At 67.5% G+C, this 18947-nt stretch carries 21 protein-coding genes and 1 pseudogene; 10 read left to right on the top strand and 12 right to left on the bottom strand.

The genetic code is table 11. From position 1 onward, the window contains the following. The first annotated feature begins 46 nt into the window (after window positions 1-46). Window positions 47-1588: an HD domain-containing phosphohydrolase gene (locus OUO20_RS01830; protein WP_268003361.1), complete on the top strand. Its 1542-nt coding sequence runs from the start codon at window positions 47-49 to the stop codon at window positions 1586-1588. Window positions 1589-1650: 62 nt separating this feature from the next. Here OUO20_RS01830 and OUO20_RS01825 read toward each other — a convergent pair whose 3' ends face one another. After that, window positions 1651-2724: a N5-glutamine methyltransferase family protein gene (locus tag OUO20_RS01825; RefSeq protein ID WP_268003360.1), complete on the bottom strand. Its 1074-nt coding sequence runs from the start codon at window positions 2722-2724 to the stop codon at window positions 1651-1653. A gap of 352 nt (window positions 2725-3076) precedes the next feature. On the opposite strand from OUO20_RS01825, the gene OUO20_RS01820 reads away from it, so the two are divergent. Both OUO20_RS01820 and OUO20_RS01815 read left to right on the top strand, forming a co-directional pair. Next, window positions 3077-3493, top strand: coding sequence for a polyketide cyclase (locus OUO20_RS01820; protein WP_268002709.1), 417 nt, complete (start codon window positions 3077-3079; stop codon window positions 3491-3493). After that, window positions 3493-3966, top strand: a complete 474-nt coding sequence (locus tag OUO20_RS01815; protein ID WP_268002708.1) for a MarR family winged helix-turn-helix transcriptional regulator — start codon at window positions 3493-3495, stop codon at window positions 3964-3966. Before OUO20_RS01820 ends, OUO20_RS01815 begins: the two co-directional genes overlap by 1 nt. A 61-nt stretch (window positions 3967-4027) precedes the next feature. On the opposite strand, the gene OUO20_RS01810 is transcribed toward OUO20_RS01815, so the two are convergent. From OUO20_RS01810 to OUO20_RS01795, 4 genes are all read right to left on the bottom strand, one after another. Then, window positions 4028-4429 (bottom strand): hypothetical protein, encoded by a 402-nt coding sequence (locus tag OUO20_RS01810; protein WP_268002707.1) that lies wholly within the window; start codon window positions 4427-4429, stop codon window positions 4028-4030. A gap of 379 nt (window positions 4430-4808) precedes the next feature. After that, the gene (locus OUO20_RS01805; RefSeq protein WP_268002706.1) at window positions 4809-4940 is read right to left on the bottom strand and encodes a hypothetical protein; all 132 of its coding nucleotides are present in this window, start codon (window positions 4938-4940) and stop codon (window positions 4809-4811) included. Beyond that, window positions 4925-5815, bottom strand: a complete 891-nt coding sequence (locus OUO20_RS01800) for a YncE family protein (protein ID WP_268002705.1) — start codon at window positions 5813-5815, stop codon at window positions 4925-4927. Before OUO20_RS01800 ends, OUO20_RS01805 begins: the two co-directional genes overlap by 16 nt. Beyond that, window positions 5764-6054, bottom strand: coding sequence for a hypothetical protein (locus OUO20_RS01795; protein WP_268002704.1), 291 nt, complete (start codon window positions 6052-6054; stop codon window positions 5764-5766). The genes OUO20_RS01800 and OUO20_RS01795 overlap by 52 nt, the downstream gene beginning before the upstream one ends. Before the next feature lie 170 nt (window positions 6055-6224). Here OUO20_RS01795 and OUO20_RS01790 point away from each other — a divergent pair, with 170 nt between their 5' ends. Next, complete coding sequence (locus OUO20_RS01790) at window positions 6225-6692, top strand: hypothetical protein (protein ID WP_018770521.1); 468 nt, start codon at window positions 6225-6227, stop codon at window positions 6690-6692. An 86-nt stretch (window positions 6693-6778) separates the two neighbouring features. On the opposite strand, the gene OUO20_RS01785 is transcribed toward OUO20_RS01790, so the two are convergent. Further along, on the bottom strand, window positions 6779-7099 hold the full coding sequence (locus OUO20_RS01785) for a GYD domain-containing protein (protein WP_018770522.1): 321 nt from the start codon (window positions 7097-7099) through the stop codon (window positions 6779-6781). Window positions 7100-7362: 263 nt separating this feature from the next. On the opposite strand from OUO20_RS01785, the gene OUO20_RS01780 reads away from it, so the two are divergent. The 3 genes from OUO20_RS01780 to OUO20_RS01770 all read left to right on the top strand — a co-directional run bounded on the left by OUO20_RS01780 (window position 7363) and on the right by OUO20_RS01770 (window position 10532). Further along, entirely contained in the window at window positions 7363-8850 is a 1488-nt protein-coding gene (locus OUO20_RS01780) for a PEP/pyruvate-binding domain-containing protein (protein ID WP_268002703.1), read from the top strand. Further along, complete coding sequence (locus OUO20_RS01775; protein WP_268002702.1) at window positions 8778-10055, top strand: PEP-utilizing enzyme; 1278 nt, start codon at window positions 8778-8780, stop codon at window positions 10053-10055. Before OUO20_RS01780 ends, OUO20_RS01775 begins: the two co-directional genes overlap by 73 nt. A gap of 210 nt (window positions 10056-10265) precedes the next feature. Beyond that, window positions 10266-10532: a hypothetical protein gene (locus OUO20_RS01770; protein ID WP_144601518.1), complete on the top strand. Its 267-nt coding sequence runs from the start codon at window positions 10266-10268 to the stop codon at window positions 10530-10532. 44 nt (window positions 10533-10576) lie between these two features. Here OUO20_RS01770 and OUO20_RS01765 read toward each other — a convergent pair whose 3' ends face one another. Together OUO20_RS01765 and OUO20_RS01760 are read right to left on the bottom strand one after the other, a co-directional pair. Continuing rightward, entirely contained in the window at window positions 10577-11473 is an 897-nt protein-coding gene (locus OUO20_RS01765; protein WP_134165539.1) for a diacylglycerol/lipid kinase family protein, read from the bottom strand. A 9-nt stretch (window positions 11474-11482) separates the two neighbouring features. Further along, entirely contained in the window at window positions 11483-11749 is a 267-nt protein-coding gene (locus tag OUO20_RS01760) for a hypothetical protein (protein ID WP_268002701.1), read from the bottom strand. Window positions 11750-11847: 98 nt separating this feature from the next. Between OUO20_RS01760 and OUO20_RS01755 the strand changes: the two genes are divergently transcribed. After that, the gene (locus OUO20_RS01755; RefSeq protein ID WP_268002700.1) at window positions 11848-12318 is read left to right on the top strand and encodes a hypothetical protein; all 471 of its coding nucleotides are present in this window, start codon (window positions 11848-11850) and stop codon (window positions 12316-12318) included. An 8-nt stretch (window positions 12319-12326) separates the two neighbouring features. Here the strand turns inward: OUO20_RS01755 and OUO20_RS01750 are convergent, their stop codons facing one another. Beyond that, the gene (locus OUO20_RS01750; RefSeq protein ID WP_268002699.1) at window positions 12327-13163 is read right to left on the bottom strand and encodes a GmrSD restriction endonuclease domain-containing protein; all 837 of its coding nucleotides are present in this window, start codon (window positions 13161-13163) and stop codon (window positions 12327-12329) included. Between the two features lie 130 nt (window positions 13164-13293). On the opposite strand from OUO20_RS01750, the gene OUO20_RS01745 reads away from it, so the two are divergent. Beyond that, entirely contained in the window at window positions 13294-14049 is a 756-nt protein-coding gene (locus tag OUO20_RS01745; protein ID WP_144601514.1) for a YoaK family protein, read from the top strand. 29 nt (window positions 14050-14078) lie between these two features. On the opposite strand, the gene OUO20_RS01740 is transcribed toward OUO20_RS01745, so the two are convergent. From OUO20_RS01740 to OUO20_RS01730, 3 genes and pseudogenes are all read right to left on the bottom strand, one after another. Continuing rightward, window positions 14079-15941, bottom strand: coding sequence for a metallophosphoesterase (locus OUO20_RS01740; RefSeq protein WP_268002698.1), 1863 nt, complete (start codon window positions 15939-15941; stop codon window positions 14079-14081). Continuing rightward, the gene (locus tag OUO20_RS01735; protein ID WP_268002697.1) at window positions 15938-17020 is read right to left on the bottom strand and encodes a hypothetical protein; all 1083 of its coding nucleotides are present in this window, start codon (window positions 17018-17020) and stop codon (window positions 15938-15940) included. Before OUO20_RS01735 ends, OUO20_RS01740 begins: the two co-directional genes overlap by 4 nt. A gap of 305 nt (window positions 17021-17325) precedes the next feature. Then, window positions 17326-18194 (bottom strand): annotated as a pseudogene (locus OUO20_RS01730) (DUF1295 domain-containing protein). A gap of 215 nt (window positions 18195-18409) precedes the next feature. Here OUO20_RS01730 and OUO20_RS01725 point away from each other — a divergent pair. Further along, entirely contained in the window at window positions 18410-18841 is a 432-nt protein-coding gene (locus OUO20_RS01725) for a DUF2177 family protein (protein WP_268002696.1), read from the top strand. Window positions 18842-18947 lie beyond the last annotated feature (106 nt).

Below are 18947 nucleotides of genomic sequence, written 5' to 3'. Positions count from 1 at the left end.
TGGTCCCTACTGCCGTGGCTGGCGGCTTCCTAGAATGGCAGGTGTGATGCAGTCACCGGCTGCGCCCCGGCGCAGCGAAGTCCTGGCCGCGCTGTCGCTCGCCATTGACCTGGGGCTGGGGCAGCCGATGGAGCACATGCTGCGTGCGTCCCTGCTGGCGCTGCGGATCGCCGGGGCGGCGGGCGTTGACGCCGCCGGCCAGGGCAGGATCTACTACGCCAACCAGCTGGCCTGGATCGGCTGCCACGCGGATTCCTTTGAACTCGCCGCGCTGTTCACGGACGATATCGCCTTCCGCGCCGACTATTACCGCCGCGACCAGCACGGCCTGCCCATGTACGCCGGCATGTTCAGCCACGCCGGCGCCGGCCTCCCGCCGCTGGCCCGCGTTGCCCGCTGGACGCGTTTCGCGGCGACCGGCAGCGGGGCGGTGCGGACCATGATTGCCTCGCACTGCGTCTCGGCCGGGGTGTTGGCCAGCAGTGTAGGGCTCGACGACGGCGTGGCAGGACTGCTCACCCACACCTTTGAGCGGTGGGACGGCAAGGGCCTGCCGGAGGGGGTGGCTGGGGCGGACATTCCATTGGAGATGCGGATCATGCACCTGGCGGATACGGCCGAGGTCTTCCTGCGGAGGGAAGGAGTGGCCGGCGCGGTGGCCATGGTGCGGGCCCGCCGCGGCAGCCAGTTCGATCCCGCACTGGCCGGGCTGTTCATCGACCAGGCCCAGGCACTCACCGAAGGACTCCTCGATGTCGACTGCTGGCAGGCGGCCCTTGACCTGGCTCCCACTGACGCTCCCCTGTCGGGCAGCCAGCTGGATACAGTGCTGCGCGCCATCGGCGACTTTGCAGACCTCAAGTCCCCCTACACGGCCGGACACTCCCGCGCGGTGGCGGCCTTGGCAGCGGCCGCGGGCGAGGAGCATGGGCTGCCGGCGGACGACGTCACGGAGCTCCGCCGCGCAGGCTGGGTGCACGACCTGGGCCGCCTGGGGGTATCCAACCAGGTGTGGGACAAGAAGGAGCCCCTCTCCGGGCTGGAGCTGGAACGTATCCGCATGCATCCGTATCTGGGCGAACGGATCCTCAGCCGCGTTCCCGGGCTTAAGGGCGAGGCGGCCCTCACCGGCTCACACCACGAGCGGCTGGACGGGTCCGGCTATCCACGAGGGATCGGCGGAAACGAGCTGGGGATAAAGCAGCGGATCCTGGCGGCAGCGGACTCCTACCATGCCTCCGTGGAGCCACGCCCGCACCGGCCCGCGCTCACTCCGGCTGATGCCGCTGCGAGGCTGCGGCAGGAAGTTTCGGCCGGGAGGCTCGCCGCCGGAGCCGTGGAGGCCGTGCTGGTGGCGGCCGGCCAGCAGCCCCGCCGTCCGCATGCCGCCGCGGGTGGGCTCACCCCGCGGGAAGTGGAAATCCTCGGGATGCTGTGCCGCGGCATGACTCCGGCCGAGATCGCGGACAGTCTCTTCCTTTCCCGGAAGACCGTCCGCAACCACGTGGAGCACATCTACACCAAGATCGGTGCAACCAACCGGGTGGGGGCCACGTTGTTCGCGATCAGGAACGGCCTGACCGAGTAGCCGCCCGCGCCCAACTGGGGCAGGCCGCGCAGTGCCCGCCTCGTGGGGCACATCCCTTGGTGCTAGCGGCTGACAAGCCGCCACAATGATGTGACCTCGGCCGAGCGCGCCGCGAACAGGGGATCTTTGCGGTCGGAAGCTTTCGGATGCGTTGGCTTGGTGTCCAGCCGTTCCGCCACCTTCAGCCCGGCTGCTTCGATGGCGGCCAGCAGGTCCGCCCGCGACCGCAGGCCGAGGTGCTCGGCCAGGTCGGACAGGACCAGCCAGCCCTCACCGCCCGGCTCCAGATGGCCGGGGAGTTCGCTCAGGAAGCGGAACAGCATCCTGCTCCCGGGGTCGTAGACGGCGCTGTCCAGGCTGGAATGCGGTGTGGCCGGAATCCAGGGCGGGTTGCACACGATCAGCGGTGCCCGTCCGGGCGGGAACATGTCGGTCAGGACCGCCTCCGCGCGGTCCTGGACACCGAGGTTCCGGAAATTCTCAGTGGCGCAGGCGATGGCACGCGGCTCGTTGTCGGTGGCGATCACGCGGCGGACGCCGCGGCGGGCGAGGACGGCGGCGAGCACTCCGGTGCCGGTTCCGACGTCGAACGCCAGCGTATCGGAGGGCAGTGCGGCCGCCGCCACGAGATCCACGTACTCGCTGCGGGTGGGAAAGAACGTGCCGTAATGCGGGTGGATGCGGTCCTGCAGAGCATCGACGTAGACACCATTCCGCCGCCACTCGTGGGCGCCGACGGCCCCGACGAGCTCGTGCAGGGACACCACGGAAGATTCTCCAATGCCTCCGTACGCTTCCGCCGCGGCTTCCCGGATATCCGGTGCGCGGCGCAGCGGCACCACCGGGCCCGGATCGAGGGGAATCAGCAGCAGGCCCAGAATGCGTGCCCGGTGCGAGGCGGACTGCCGGTGCCGGTAGAACTGCTCGGCAGGGGTGCCTGCGGTCTTCTTTCCGGCGCCTATCCGGCGGTCCAGGGCGTTGAGGATCTGCCGCGCGTTGTGGAAGTCGCCGTGCCAGAGCATCGCGATCCCCTGTGACGCCATGCGGTACGCATCGTCGGCCGTGAGGGAGTCGTCCACCACTTCCACGCGCCCCGGTGCCGGCCTGCCGTTCGCCGAGCGCCACCGCGCGGCCATGCCGGCGCCGGCCTCAACCCAGGTCACGTATCCATCCACCGCAGCAGCGCGCGAAGGTTTGGGGTCAGCGGGTGGGATTCCCGCGGGAGCTGGGGTGTGAATAGGGATGAAGATCCATTCCAAGATATTGGGGGCAATCGGATGCTGACGATTGCAGCGGCGGTTCGATGACGTCCAAGGCGGCGGGCCAGGATTCCAGACCGACATCCGGCAGTAAACCGGGCTTGGTCGATGGGGCGCTGAAGCCCTTGAACCTACATGTCAGGATACAGGAGCGGCACGGGTTACCTCTGGACAGAAATAGTCTGTGCATAGATAATCTTTGCATAGACCATCTGCCGAGGAGACCACCATGTGGGAATACGAGAACAGCATCGAAACCAGTGCCACGCCTGAGTCCATCTGGCGGCTGTGGTCCGACGTCGAGAACTGGGGCGTCTGGAACGGGGAGATCGAGAAGATCGAGATCAACGGCCCGTTCGCCGCGGGCTCGCAGATCGTGATGACGCCCCCGGGTGACGATCCCATCCCGCTGGTCATCGCCGAAGCTGTTGAAAACGAACGGTTCGTGGACGAGGCCCGCTTCGGCGACCTTCTCCTAAGGACCACCCACCGCATCGACCCCATCGAACCCGACCGGAACCGGGTGGTGTACCGGATGGAGATCACCGGCGACGGCGCCAACGAAGCCGGCCCGCAGATCGGGCCCGGCATCACCGCCGACTGGCCCGAGACCATGGCCGCGCTGGTCAGGATGGCTGGCGGCTGATGCCCCTCAACCCCGGCGAAAGTCCCGGATTCCTGCTCTGGCACACCACGCTGCGCTGGCAGCGGGACATCGCGGCAGCACTCGCGCCGCTCGACCTCACCCACGTGCAGTTCGTGCTGCTCGCCTGCGCCTGGTGGCTCAATAACCAAGGTGAACACCCGAACCAGCTGGCCCTGGCACGGCAGGCCGGCACCGACGTCAAGATGGCCTCCCAGGTCCTGCGCGCACTGGAAGCCAAAGGACTCATCGAACGGGAAGTCGATCCGGCGGACACCCGTGCCAAACGGCTGCGCGTCACCGACGCCGGAGCCCAGCTGGCGCCACGCGCAATCGCCGCCGTCGAACTCGCCGACGCGCAGTTCTTCCAGCCAGTACCCGTCGACGATGCTGTCTCCCTGCTCCGCCGCCTGGCCCGTCCCGAGTTTGGAGCGCCCACGACGGCGGCCAAGGAAAGCCGTCCCAAGCACACTTGATGAAGCCGCGGTTACTTCCTCTTCGTCAGGGCAGATACACGGTCAGGTCCCGCTGCAAAAATCAGGCATGCCAGGCGATTGCGTTTTGAACAAAGGCGGCAATGCGTTGTACCGAAGCATCACCGGATGGATGGCCAGCTGAATAAGTAGCAGCCGCTTCCCGGACACAGCCGTCCAGTTCCGGCCAGGAGATCCAACAGAAAACCTCCGGTAGGCGGGCCATCAGCTCGGATTCAGACGGAAGGGATACGTCGGCGACACGTTCCAGCACGGGGCCGAGGAAGCGGCCTACGGCTTCGGCTAGCTCAAGTTGCCCAAGGCCTTTGACCCGAACCGGCGGGGCTGCACCCAAAAGAAAAAGCACAGGAGCAGCGGGCCCGGTTTTGGACATTAGGGTGATGTATTCGCGCGCCAATTGTTCAGGCTGAAAACTGCCGTACCTGATGCGTTTGGCTTCAACCAATGTGTACGTGCTTGGAGTCTCAAAGATTGCGTCCGGCTGGACTGTCGATTGGGCTTTGCCGCCACCCGCACCGAAAGGGCAAAGGTGCTACTCCCGGAACTCAATTCCGGGTTGGCTTTTGACGATCCATGGCACGGGCCTTGAATTTCCCGGAGGTACCACTCGTGAGAGGCTTGGAGAAACTCACATTGGGGGACACTGTGGATATTGCCTGGATGCTATTGAATGCGGCGGTCATGGTTGTGCCTGTGGCACTTGGCGCAACTCTTTTGTATTGGATCATCCGGCTGGGCGTGAAGCATGGCCTGAGGTCGTACTACGCGCAGAGCAACCAGAAGCCGGACGCTGTCAGCCCGGCGCATCAGCCGGAGGGCTTGGGCTAGTCCAGCGCCCACACCTCGGCGCCGTCAGCCCCGCTGACCTTCCGGCGGCGGCGCAGCACCACAACAAGCAAGACGGCGCCGCCCAGGAACAAGGCGCCCGCTCCGGCGGCGACTACCGGAAGTGCCACATCGAAGGATCCCTGGGCGATGTCGGCACCTTCCGACCCAGCACCATTTGACCCGGCACCATCTGATGCGCCGCCGTCGGCTGCTGCTGCTGGCTCTCCCCGCCCGTGGTGGGCGCCGCTCCGGTGGCCGGTCCGCCGTCGAGCACGGTCAGTGACCTGCCTTTCCTGTTGACCACCACCACGGACCCGTCGCTGCGCTGCACCATCCGGGCGGGATCGTCCCCGGTGGCGATGGTATGCGCGGCAGCCGCCGCCCCGGCGGGAATGACGGAGACAGTGTCGTCCAGGCTGTTGGTCACGTACACGGTCCCGTCGGCAGCGGCCAGCACCTCCTGCGGCGCAGTGCCCACAGGAATCCGCCGCGCCACCGTTGTGCCGCCGGGCTCGATCACCGCAACATCGTTGGTGAGGATGTTGGCCACATAGACGGTCCCGTCCGGCGCTGCGGCGATCCCGTGCGGCTCGGCCCTGGCACCCACATCAATCGTGTGCGACGGCCACGGCGCACCGCCCGGAACCACGGTGACGGTGCCGGCCAGCTGGTTGGTGGCATAGGCCGTCCCGTCCTTGGCCAGTGCGACCTTCACTGGATACGGCCCGGCCTGGATGATCCGCTGCACCCACGCATCGCCCGGCTTCACCACCGACACCGAGTTCTGCTCCGAATTGACCACGTAGAGCGATCCCTCCGGCCCCACGGCCAGCCACCGCGTGCCGGCAGGAAGCTTCATCACCAGCGAGACTTCGTCCGCGCCCGGTGCCACCACGCCGATTTCTGACTGCGCACCATCGGTCTGCGCCACGTACAGCGTCCCGTCCGGCGTTACGGCCAGCGAGGTGGGGAAGTGCCCCGTGGTGATGGTGCGGGACGGCACCGTCTCCCCGGCCTGTAGACGTTGACGCTGCCCGCCCAGTTGTAGTCGCTGACGTACAGCGTGCCGTCCGGGCCGGACGCAATACCCAGCGGCTGGCCGACGGCGCCAATCACCTTCGGATCGGCCGCGGACGCGGGAGCGGCTACGACGGCGGATCCCAGCATGAGCGCGGCGCTGGCCAGCAGTGCCGTCCCGGCAGAAAGGGCCGCGCCTGCGGCACGGCGGAGCGGCAGATGCATCACGGTGTTCCCCCAAACGTATTGCCGACCCCCGCGGCAATCCTCCGATCCTACCTGCGGTCCACACCGTGGGCGCTCCGCCGGTCGCAAAAGTCTTTGGCACCGCGGAATAGCCCCACCTGCCGTGGTGCGCGTACGCGCACGCTGCCAAAAGGGCGCATAGTTAGAAGATGACAGGTCCTTACACCCGGGGTGACTCCTACAGCAGCGAGGTTTCCCGGAAACACATCAGGCAGGCGCTCGAGAACTACGGGGCAACGGACATCATCTTCAGCCAGCGGGGAAGCCTGGGCGCCGTCGCCTTCAAGGGCGACGGCAGGCAGTTCCGGATCGTCATGCAGTTGCTGCAGTCAGAAGGTGCCCTGGCCATCCGCGGGGACATCGCGGACAGCCGGCTCCACGAAGCGAACGCCAAGGTCCTGGAACGCGTCAACCGCAAATCCTGGCATGCCCTGGCGCTGGCCATCGACGCCAAACTCGGGGCGGCGGCGGCCGGCATTGCCACGCTTGAATCGGAATTCCTGGCCCATGTGGTTCTCCCCGGAAACCACACCGTGCTCGACGAACTCGAGCCCATCATCGACTCCGCCTACCGCTCCGGTCAGCGTCCCTCCTTCGGCCATCCGGCCCTGCCCTAGGCCCCACCGCCGGGTGGAACGCCCAAGCCGGCGGGCCGCCGTCGTAAATTCCCCGACGCTGGCCCACTGCCAAAGTGCAAACCCGCCTATTGTCCCGGGGCCCGGTACGACGGCGTCTTCTTGGCGGCCTCGTCCAGGTCTTCCACGGTGAGGAGCGGCTTCAGGCGGACGTTGACGTTCCCGGTCGAATTGATCAGCAGCGACAGTGCCGCGGCACTTGCATCGTCCGGCGCCTCGAACACGCCAAGGACGTCGTAGTAGCCAAACGCGTAGTAGAAGCTCTCCAGCGAGCCGCCCACGGACTTCAAGGCCTCCGCCAGGGCATCACGCCGCTTGGTACCGCCTTCCTGCATCAGCCCCTTGATCCCCTGGCCCACGTACGTTGCTTCAAACAAATACTTCGGCATGGTCTTTCCTCCCTGGCATGTGCATGCGACGGCGCCACATTCCGCGGATTACGGATGTCCGGCCCCGACAAGGCCGAAAGTATGCCTCCGGCTACAGGCAGTCAATACGCGGAGATACCTAATGGCGGGCGCCGTGACAGCACCGCGATTAGGGGTATGCGGACGCTTCCGGAAGGCCGTTAGGCCCTAGCTGGGTCCCGGCGCCGCGGCACAGGCTGGAACATGTCAATTGCAGGAGGACGGCTCCCGGGACGCAGGCGGGTGTGCCGTCTGAAACGGCCGACGGCGATGCGCGGCAGGGGGACACAGTCATGACCTACGTCAAGGACTTGGGCGACGTTGGCCGGGACGACCTCGGCACAGCCGGCGGCAAGGCGGTGGGCCTCGGCGGCCTCATCCAGGCCGGCCTGCCGGTCCCGCCCGGGTTCGTCCTCACCACCGCCGCCTACTCGGAATTCGTCACCGGGAACAACCTCGATGCGGCCATCCGGGAACTGGCCTCCCTTCCACCCGACGCCTCGCCGGAGGACTACGAACACGCCTCCGGGCAGCTACGGGCCCTGTTCGGCAAAGGCACCATGCCACCGGCCATCAGAACCGAACTCGCGGGCGCCTACCAACGCCTGGGCAGCGGGACGTCCGTGTCGGTGCGTTCCTCCGCCACCGCCGAGGACCTCCCGTCGGCCAGTTTCGCCGGGCAGCAGGAAACCTACCTGAACGTCCGCGGCCAGGACGCCCTGACCCAAGCCGTGACCGACTGCTGGGCCTCCCTCTGGACGGCCCGCGCCATGGCCTACCGCGCCCGCGAAGGTGTGCAGCCCGGGCAGGTGCGGCTCGCCGTCGTCGTCCAGCAGATGGTGGAAGCCGGCGCCGCCGGCGTCATGTTCACCGCCAACCCCGCCAACGGCCGCCGCGACCAAACGGCGATCAGCGCCGCATGGGGCCTGGGCGAGGCCGTGGTCAGCGGAACGGTCACCACCGATGACCTGCTGGTTGAGTCCGCCACCGGCAGGATCATCTCGCGGCAGACAGCCGACAAGGAGGTCATGACGGTTCCCGTGGAGAACGGAACCCGGGAGCAGCCGGTGGCGGAAGCCCGCCGTCGTGCGCCTGTCCTGGATGACGCGGCAGCTGCGGAGCTGGCCCGCTACGGCCAGCGGATCACAGACCACTTCGGGTCTCCGCAGGACGTCGAATGGGCGCGGGCCGGCGGCCGGTTCTTCCTGCTGCAGTCCCGGCCCATCACCGCCCTTCCCGAACCCGCGGCCGACGTCCCCGAGACCTGGCCCGTGCCCTATCCCAACGGGCTCTACTTCCGGGCGAGCATCGTGGAGCAGATGCCGGACCCGCTCTCCCCGCTCTTCGCCGACCTCATTGACGGCTCGGTGTCCCGCTCGCTGTCCGCCCTGATGAACCAGGCGCTGGGCATCAACTCCCTGCGCGAGGGCGAGGTGCGGTTCCCCACCATCAACGGCTACGCCTATTACTACTACCGCAACTGGGCCATGCTGCGGATGACCGGCCGGACGGTGCCGGCGATGGGGGCGCTGTTCCGCGGCACGGCGCACATGGGCATCGCCGGGTGGCGCGACTATTCGCACCCGCGCTACGAACGGGTGATCAAGGACTGGTCCGTGAAACCCCCTCGGAGCTCACCGGCGGGCAGTTGCTGGAGGGGGTGCAGGCCCTTCTGGACGCCGGAACCGTGTACTACACGGCCGTGCAGTCCATCATCCCGCTCGCCGCCATGAGCGAGATCTCGTTCCGGACGTTCTATGACAAGGCCGTCCGGCGCCGCGGCGATCCTCCCGCCCAGGCGTTCCTGCTGGGCTTCGACAGCGAACCCATCCGGGCGGAAAAGTCCCTCTACGATCTGGCGGGCTGGGCGCGCAGCGATCCGGCGCTGGCAGCGGCTTTGCTGGAGCGGCCGACGGCGGAGCTCGCCGGGTGCCAGCGCACCGGTGCCGCACCGGAAGGGGTGGACGACGTCCTGTGGCAGGAATGGCGGCTTGCCTTCAAGGAGCACCTGGACCTGTACGGGCATGCCGTCTACAACCTGGACTTCGCCACCCCGGTGCCGGCCGAGGACCCGTCCGCCCAGCTGGAGACCGTGAAGTTCTACCTGCGCGGGCAGGGCACGGACCCGCACGAGAGGCAGCGGCAGCTCACCGAACGCCGGGAGGAGCTGACCCGGGAGATGGCCGCCCGGCTGGGGCCGCGGCGCCGGGCCCTGTTCCACCGGCTGCTGAAGTGGGCCCAGGAAACGGCACCCTCACGCGAAGACGCGCTGGCCGACGTCGGGCTGGCCTGGCCGCTGATGCGGCGCATGCTGCTGGAACTCGGCCGGCGCCTGGTGGACTCCCACGTGGTCGCGGCGCCGGATGACGTGTTCTGGCTCCGGCACCAGGAGCTGCGGAGCGCCGTCGAATTCGGTCTCGCCGAGCCCGGGGCTCCGGCCGCCGTGGTGATTGCGGGAGCTGCCCGTCCCGTCCGGGCCGCCGCCGTCGAGGATCGCCGGATGCTGTGGCGGGGCCAGGCGAAGGCGAATGCACCGCAGATGCTTCCCGAGAGCAAGTGGATGGAACGGTCTTTTGGGTCGTGGATGCCGGCAGGCTCCCAGCACCAGGCCGGCGACGTGATCAAGGGCGCCGGCGCCAGTTCCGGCAAGGTCACCGCACCGGCGCGCGTCCTGCGCGGACCCGGGGATTTCGGCCAGATGCGGCCCGGCGAGGTGCTGGTGGCCCGCATTACTACTCCCGCGTGGACTCCGCTGTTCGCCATGGCGTCCGCCGTGGTGACCGACGTGGGCGGCCCGCTGAGCCACAGCTCCATCGTGGCCCGCGAGTATGGCATCCCGGCGGTCCTGGGCACCGGGGTGGCGACGCAGCGGCTCAGCAGCGGGCAGCGGATCGCCGTGGATGGCGACGCCGGTACGGTCACCATGGAACGCCCCTGACCGGACGCCGGATGGCAGCCCTGGGGGAAGCCAGAAAATGCCACGGCTTCCCGCACGTTGGAGCCCGCTATTGGGCGTACACTCAACGTACCCGGGACACCCGTGACTGGACATCCTGTCTCCGACAGTACGTCCCTTTGGGTCCCTCCGCCGGGCAGCAGCCGACACTCTCTTCGACTCGCATCCGGCAACTGCCACGAAAGGCACACCATGACAGATCTGCGCATCCGCGACCAATGGAACCAGCTTCCCTCCGCTGTAACGCAGTGGCTGATGGAAAACCCGGGGTGCATGATCCTTCCGCGGACGCTCTCCGCGGAAATCAGTGCGGCCAATGGCGAAGCGGCCAACGACGACGTCCACGGCGAGACCACGCTGTCCCAGCAGGACATGGACTTCATCCGGATGAAATCACATGAGGCAGCGAACGGACAGCCGGACACCGGTTACACGTTCTTCGACTCCGTGCAGCCGTAACCACTTCCGGCCTGTACGCACGGGCGCAGTCCTGCGGCGAACGGTCACAGAGTGGCCAGGGCACCCTTGGCGCTTTCCACCAGGACATGCGTACCTGCCTGGATATGGACCACCTCGCCGTCGATCTGGCACGGCACAGCGTTCCGCGTGGAAAAGGCATAGCTGGTGACGCTGGGCTGCTCCCCCAGGCCCAGCGTCACGGCCCGGAGCGTCATCAGCGCCATCTTCATCAGCCCGGCGTGGGGCAGGGTCACTACCTCGAACCGGCCGTCGTCCGGATAGTGCGACTCACTGACCGTTCCGTACTTCGCCATACGGGAGATGTTGGCCAGGATCAGGCTGTCGAACTTTGCCGTGGCCCCGTCGTCCCGCACCAGCTCGAACGGCCTCAGGTTCCGGAGCGTGCGGGCAACGGACACCAGTTCCAGGACTTTTCCCTTGCCGCCCTTTTCGATGCCGATGGCCATCAAGGGCGTCAGCCCGAAACCCACGTAGGAATGCGCGTACAGGACCTCCTCCCGGCCGCCGCTGCGGAACGTGACGCGCAGCAGGTCGATGGGCCGGACCGCTTTCTCCCGGATTGCCTGGCTGAGGGTCCGGGCGGGCAGGCTCCGGTAATGGTCGTTGGCGTTGCCTGCAGGAATCACGGTGCACACCGCTTTGCTGCCGGGAACGTCCATCACGCCGTTGACCACCTCGTTGTACCCGCCGTCGCCGCTGACGGACACGATGAGTGGTGCACCCCGCCCAGCCTCGGTCCGCGCAAGCACGCGGGCGTGCCCCGCATACTCCGTGGGCAGCAGCTCAACCGGCAGGCCCGGCAGGTCTGCGGCCAGGTCCTGATGCAACGCCTCGATCCGCGCGTCCATCCCGGCCCTGCCCGGATTGAAGATCACAACGGCGCGGTCAAAGAGGGCCGCGGGTGCTCCGTCATCGGCCATGGCGTCCCGCTACTCCCCCATCCCGGGGTGGACGGGAACGTAGTCGACGCTGTTGCCGGAGTTGGTCCGGCCCGCGGTGGTCCGGGAGTAGCCGCGCGCATCCAGCCCGTTTTTGGCGCGGAATTCCGCGAGCGCGGCGTCGTAGGCGTTGTTCAGGGTGCGGCCGGAGAACTCACCGGTACTGCCGTCGGTGAAAGCGATCCGGATCCGGACGCTGGCCGGGTAGTGCCGGTTCATCCGGATGAAGCCGTCTGCATCCTGCTGGAGGGTAATCAATTGGGTCTGCTTTCGTTCGTGGGAGCAGTCTCAAGTTTGCCGCAGATTCCTTGAAAATCCCTTTACGGCCGATGCCATACTGGTCCATGGCGATGGGAATGACCAGGCGCGGGGCGTGGCTGCGGTACGGACTGGTCTCGGTCCTGCTGATTTTGATCCACATGGGCGCCCTGTGGTTCTTCTCCGACGGCGTCTACCACGGCAACGCAAACGTTCCTCTCTTCAAATTTCCGGAAGAAGTGGATGTCCTGTACATCCTGACGTTCACTCCCCTTTTCATCGGACTCAAGTACCAGGTCTACGACGCCGCGGTGCGGGCCGCCACCAGGAACTACAGGCCTCGCGCGGCGGTGGTCTGTTTCGTCGCCGGCTATGTGGTGGCCCTGGCGATGGACGTGGCATGCCTCGTCGCGGCGTCCAGGCCCATCGCGGATTCAGGGCTGTCCATCCTGGGCTCTGTCTTCCAGACGCCGCTGGTCCTCCTGGTTGCCGGCGCGCTCATTGCGGGGGCCGGTATGCAAAACGGCAGGCCACCGGAAACGGGGCCCGCTCCCTTCCCCGGGCGCTAAGCCCGCGGCTACCCTTCGCAGGCCACCCCGTCGCCGTCGCCGTCCAGCCCGGCCCGGTAGCCGGCAGTGCCGGCATACAGCGGCGCGGCTCCGGCAGCCACCGCCTCGGCGCAGTTCGCGTAGTACACAACAGTCGTAGCGGCGGCCGGCGCCACAGTCGCCGGTGCGGGCTGGCCGGGGCAGCTTCCCAGGACGCCGGCCATCGCGTCGTGCTCCGCCTGCGTCACCCACAGGCTGTACCGCGCCTTCACCGACACCTGCCGTGCCACATACTCACATCGGAAGGCCTTGGCCGGCGGCAACCAGGTGGCCGCGTCGCCGTCGCCCTTTTGCTGGTTGGTGGGGCCGTCCGTTGCCTGCAGGTTCAGCGGATCATTCGCGAACGCCGTCCGCTGCTCGGTGGTCAGCTGCCGCGCGCCCTTCTGCCAGGCGTCACTGAGCGCCACCACGTGGTCGATCTGCACGGCGCTGCTGGTGGTGGTGCCGCGGACGAAGTTGATGACCGTTCCGGTGTACGGGTCCGCCAGCACTCCGGTCTTGACCGTGCAGGGGACGCTGGTGGTGTAGGTGACCTCGGTCAGGTCCCGCCGCAGGATGTCGTTCCGGGTATCGCAGCCGTTCTGGTCCACGTCCGCCCACGTTGGCCCGAACAGCGACCGCTCGTACCCCGTCTTCGGCGCCCGGCCCTTGACCGGGAGGGTCTCCAGCACATCGGCTGCATTGACGGCGACCGTGCTGCCGTCGGCAGCAACCGCCGGCAGGCCTGGAGTGAAGAGCGCCAACAACGCGGAAAGGACGACGGCGGCCGTCCAGCGCGTGCCTGGCGCGGGCATTGGTTCGGGCAAGGACGTGAAGCTGCGGCTGCTCCCTCTTCCCGCGTTTCCCCGGCCGGCAAGGCTCCGGCGCATACTGGAACAGTCGCCCCTGCTGGGCACAATCCGCGTCCCGCCACCAGGACTGCCGAAAGGTATGCGCATGCCCGCCCGCTTCCTCCCCGCCCATCCGGCCAGGCTGCACCTGGTGCTCATGCTGGTCCTCACGTTTTCCACCGGGGTGCTCGACGCCGTCGGTTATCTGGGCCTGGACCGGGTGTTCACGGCGAACATGACCGGCAACGTGGTGATCCTGGGCATGGCGCTGCTGGGCGGGGACAACCTCCCGATCCTTGGCCCCATCGTGGCGCTCACGGGATTCATGACCGGCGCCGTCATCTCCGGCCGGGCGCTGCGGCCCACCACGTCAGGGTGGAACCGCCGCACCACCGGGCTGCTGGTGGGCGTCAGCGCTGTGATGGCTGTTGTGGCCACCCTCCTCCTCAGCGGCGTGCACCCCAGGCACAATGAAGCCCTGACCGTTGCCATCACCGGCACCCTGGCGGTGACCATGGGTGTGCAGGCCGCCACCGCGCGGCACCTCAATGTCAAGGATGTCCCCACCGTGGTGGTCACTTCCACCATCACGGGCCTGGCGGCCGACTCCCGCTTTGGCGCCGGCACGCACCCGTTCTGGGGACGGCGGCTCGCGGCGATCGGGCTCATCATGGCCGGCGCAGCGGTGGGCGCGGGGTTCGTGCAGCTCCACCTGGGGCTCGGGGTCCTGCTGACCGCACTCCTCACCCTCGGCGTCGCCCTGCTGGGCCGGACAGGCGTGCACAAGTACGGCGCAGACACGGCGACGGCGGCACCCGGGCCGGGTGCCGCCGTCGAAAGCCCTCCGGAGGCGGCTACGTAGGCTTCCGCTGCATCATCATTGGCTCCCGCTCACGGACCCGCCGGCCGCACCACGATGGCCGAGCCGCACTGGTTGATGAGCGTGCCCAGGCTTGAGGATGCCGTGGCGGCCTTCGTGCCGGTGGCGGACGTATCGGTCAGCGGAAGGGCGTTGACCTCAATGGCCGCGTTCGACTTGGCCGCGATATTGGAGGTGGCATCACCCAGCTCGGTGGTCCCTGCCGGTGGCGTGAAGGACGTTGTGGCCGAGTTGGTGCCGTTCCTGACGCCGTGGGCGGTCAACAACAGCGACCCCGGTGTTACCGGCGTGATGGACGGCGCCCGGACATCCGGGTAGGCCACCCCGCTGTTGGTGTCCGTGGTGGGCGTGACGTCCAGCGGCGTTGTGGTGTTTGCGCCCTGGACGGCAACAGTGGACCAGGCATACCGGGAGGCGGGCTCAGGCACGCTTGGCGCGGTGTCGCCGGCCTGCATCACCCGGTACCAGACTGCCTGGTGCGCCGAGGCGGAGCTGGCGCTGGTGAAATCGCCCACTGCCCGCGTCCACCCCGCCGGAGCGGTGGTGTTCGCGGACCCGGACACGGTTACCTGCGAGTACAGGAATACCGTGTCGCCAGGCTGCCAGCCTGCCGGCAGGGAGGGCGTATAGGACCCGGCCGCCGTCAGTTCACCCGATCCCGTGGCCGTCGACCGGACCGAGACGGCTGCCGCCGGGGGCGTCGTCGTCGTGGGCGTCGGCGTGGGCGTTGCCGTGTCAGTTGCGGTTGGTGTCGGGGTAGGCGTTGGCGTGGCCGTGGCAGTCGCTGTCGCAGTAGCTGTAGCTGTCGGCGTCGGGCTTGGTGAAGGGGCTGGCCGGGTGACCGAGAAATTGTCGGTGAACGTCCCGCCCGAGGCGCCGACGAATGACCCGCTCAGGGTGGTGCTGGTCACCGACACCTTCAGGAAGCCATACGTTGGATTGTTGTTGCTGCCCATGAACCGCTGGAAGTACGGAGCCGTCGTCGTGTTGCTCTCACTGTTGAGCGACCTGCCGCCCGAACCAACTGTGGCCAGGATGGTCCCGGTACCGGCGGCGAACTGCCCCGTCGGATCGGTGTCGGCCACACAGTCGGGATTGAAGCTGGTGACGGGGATGGACGTGCAGCTGCCCTTGAGCGCCAGCGGGTAGCTGCGAGCGTAGGCATGGTCGTGGGCCTGCAGGTACAGATCCACCTTCTTGGACACCAGCATGTTCATCAGGTCAGGACTGGCGGCACAGGGGTAGTTCACCATCGACAGGCAGTACATGTGCATGCCAACGATGATGAAGGGGATCCCGGCAGCACGGGCCGAGTCGATGGCCGACGTCACGAATTTGTAGCCCTGCGTCCCGGACTTGTAGGACCAGTCAAGGCCGCTACCGCTGTACGTCAGCTTCGGGGACACCATGATCAGCCGGACCAGGGGGCTGGTTGCCGGATAGTCCGTGTAGAACTGCTGGGCGTAATTCCCCACCGCGCCGAGCTTGTCCGGCAGGCACGAGGCGAAGTTGGACCAGACGCCGTCGGGCCCGTCGTCCTCGTGGTTCCCGGTGATGAACTCATAGGGCATGGTCCCGGCATGCTGCTTGACGAATGAACACCAGGCAGACTCCGGGGTGATCTGGGAGTAGGACAGGTCGCCGAGGTTGAACATGGCGGAGGTCCCGGCGTTGCGTGCCGCATCGATCACCTTGCCGGTGTTCGTGTTGCCGCCGGTGTCACCGGCGAACCCCAGGCTCACGGTGGTGGCCGCGGTGGCCTGCGGGTTCCACGATGTGGCAAGGAAGGAGACATTCGCAAGGACGAGGGCAGTGCCGAGAAGGACTGCCAGCGCCAAGCGCAGTGGGTGGCGCATGCGCCTGCGGGCGTTCACTTGCAGCTCCAAACAGTAGCGCGGCGCAGCCCGTTGGCTGCGGCGGAGTACCCGGTGATAACGGTGGGGCCGGCCTGCCGTGAGGCCGACGTGGCCGCCCCGGACACTCCGGTGAACTGGCCGTCAGAGCCTGGCGGCAGGATCCGTGCGCTCTTGCCGAGCCACATCACCGCTTGGGGGCGGTCCCCGCGGAAGGACGACGAACTGCCGGTTCCCACCGCGATGCCCGGAACGCCCGATGCCGCACTCGAGGAGGGGCCGGCTGCCGCGCCTGCATCGCTGACGGAGCCGGACTTGTCCCAGGTGGCAGCGTGGGTTCCCTCATTGACGGCGCTCTGGCCGATCGCCTGCCCGGCCGAGTCGATGGCAAGGACCACACCGCCGCGCCCGCTAAGGGTTGGAAGGGACGTCGGGGTACCGGCCGGCGACCACAGGACCGGCGTGCCGCCGCTGTCGAGGGCCACCCCGCCGATCGTGCCGTCCGGACCGATCGCGAAAGCATGCCCACCTTGTGCACCGGCGGGCAGGGTGAGCGCCCGGGGTGCCGTGGTCAGCGTGGACCAGACAGCGGGACGCTCGTCGTCATCCGCGCCCGGGCCGTCCGAGTGCTCCTCGTCGTTGATCAGCGCACCGACCACGACGCCGCTGTCCGAGACCATCGACGGGAGCGCGATGTCACCCGGGTTGACGGGAAGGGTGTGATAGACACCGTTCTGCCACCACCAGCCGACCAGGACCTCATTGGCCGTGTCGTATCCCGTGCCGACGACTACTCCGTCCTTGTTTACCGAGGTGGGGACTGCGGCATCGAGTGGAATCGCCAACTGGGTGGGCTGGCCATCGCGCCAGAGCACCGGCGCGGATCCTCCGGAGGCAGTATCGGCGAGGCCTACCACCAGGCCGTTGCTGCTCGACGCCACTGCGTTGCTGCCCTGGCCGCCGATGCCCGGGAGCAGGGTGGCCGAACAGTTTGTGGCAGCGGGCAATTGCGCGCCAGCGGCTGTCGCGGCAACCGGCACCATGACCATGCCGCCCTCGGCCGCAAGCAGGAGCGCCGTCAGCACCGCCCCGGGTTTCATGTCCTTCGGCCTGTTGAGCCAGGGAGGCCTGCCTCCGCTGCCCGGTAGACCCCTGTTGAAATTCCTATGCTTTGACAATGTCGCTCCCCGGAGTAGAACCCCACGTCCCCAGCAACGTGCAGCGCAAGAGGCCTCTGCATAACCGCACTGTCTTTCGAGACTACGTTGCCACCCGCCGCCGGGCACGGGTAAGGGGGTACTCGGATCGGAGGTTAGGGGCTACTTGCTTGGAGCGAACCGCCCTTCCAAGCCGCGACGGCGGCACCCAGCCCGGGTGCCGCCGTCGTACGTCCTGCCCAAAGCCCCTATTTGAGCTTGGGGACCAGCACGGGCGTGTTCTTCTTGTACTCCTCATAGTCCGCCTGGCCGCCCCACTTCTTGTCCGCCTTCTTCTCCAGGGGCGGCACGCCGCTGCCCTTGATCAGCAGCAGGGCCACGAAAACCGGGGAGATTAGGGCCGCCCACTGCCAGCCCTGCAGGACGGGCAGGGCGATGATGGCCACGCCCACCCAGAGCGTGATCTCGCCGAAGTAGTTGGGGTGGCGGGACCTGGACCACAGTCCGGTGCTGATGAAGCGGCCCTTGTTGGCGGGGTCGTCCTTGAAGCGGGTCTTCTGGAGGTCAGCCACGGTCTCGGTGGCGATCCCTGCGGCCCATACCAGCAGGCCCACCCAGAAGAACCCGTCCAGGCCCACCTTCTGGTCGGACGTGATGGCCACCCAGGCCAGCGCCGCGGTGAGTACCACCCACAGGCCCTGGATGGTCCAGGTGTTCAGGAAACGGAAGAAGTCCGGCTTGAGCTCATCGAAGCGGTCGTCCTTGCCGTGCTTGCTGATCCGCATAAACAGGAAACTGCCCAGCCGCGCGGCCCACAGCACCACCATGGCCGCCAGCACCATGCCCCGCGCGTCCAGGAAGGGGAGGCCAGGACCAGGAACACCGTGATGGAGATGTAGGTCAGGGCGCCGGTAAGGTCGTAGAACTTTTCCGTCTGCGCCCTGTAGGACGGGATGAACACCAGCCACTGGATCACGAACGCGATGGCAACCCCCAGCGCGAACACCGGGAACCCGCCAATCCGGGAGCCGCCCTGGCTGCCGGCCAGGGCAATGAGCACCGCCACCACCACGGCAATTACGGTGCTGATGAGTGCCTTGCGGCTCTTTTCATTCACGGACGCGTTCCTTTCCCCTGGCCCGCCGCGCTCTGCTGCACGGCCGGTCCCAACGATCATGCGGCCACCTTCATTCTCCACAACGCACGGCGCCTGCCACTTGGTCTTCGGAGCGGCGGGGGGCTTGTATGGGTGGCTCGCGCGTTTGACCAGTCCATCCCTTGCCACGGCGCCGAACAGCTTCTGCAACCGTCACCGACACAAGGAGTCAAAGCATGGGCCCCCGCACCAGAAACTGGCTGATCACGTACGTTGTCAGCGCACTGATATTCGCGGTGCTGGATGTGGTGTGGATCCTGCTGGTGGCCAACCCGCTGTACCAGAGCCAGATCGGCCACTTGCTGGCGCCCAGGGCCAATCTGCCCGGCGCTGTCCTCTTCTATGTCATCTTCGTGGCGGGGATGGTGCACTACGGCGTCCGGCCCAACACCCCCGGCATCAGCCTGCGGCAGCGGGTGGGCGGCGCTGCCCTCTTTGGGTTCTTCACCTACGCCACATGGGCGCTGACCGGGTTCGCTGTGCTGAAGGAATTCACGGCCCTGGTGGCCGTGACGGACATCCTGTGGGGAGCCGCAGCCTGCAGCGTGGTCACGTGGCTGACCGCAACGGTGCTGCGCAGCCGGCTCGCCAACCCTGCCACGGCCTGACGCCTGGCGTGATGCGCGCCCAGAGTGGCCCAGTTTTCATGATGAAACCCTGAGTATCGCGGGCGGCTGCCGTCGCTTACCGACCAAAACTGGGCCACTGTGACGC

The organism is Arthrobacter sp. FX8, assembly GCF_026723805.1.
Taxonomy (GTDB): domain Bacteria; phylum Actinomycetota; class Actinomycetes; order Actinomycetales; family Micrococcaceae; genus Arthrobacter.
The sequence above is the reverse complement of the archived record's forward strand: the minus strand, read 5'-3'. Positions and strand labels throughout refer to the sequence as shown.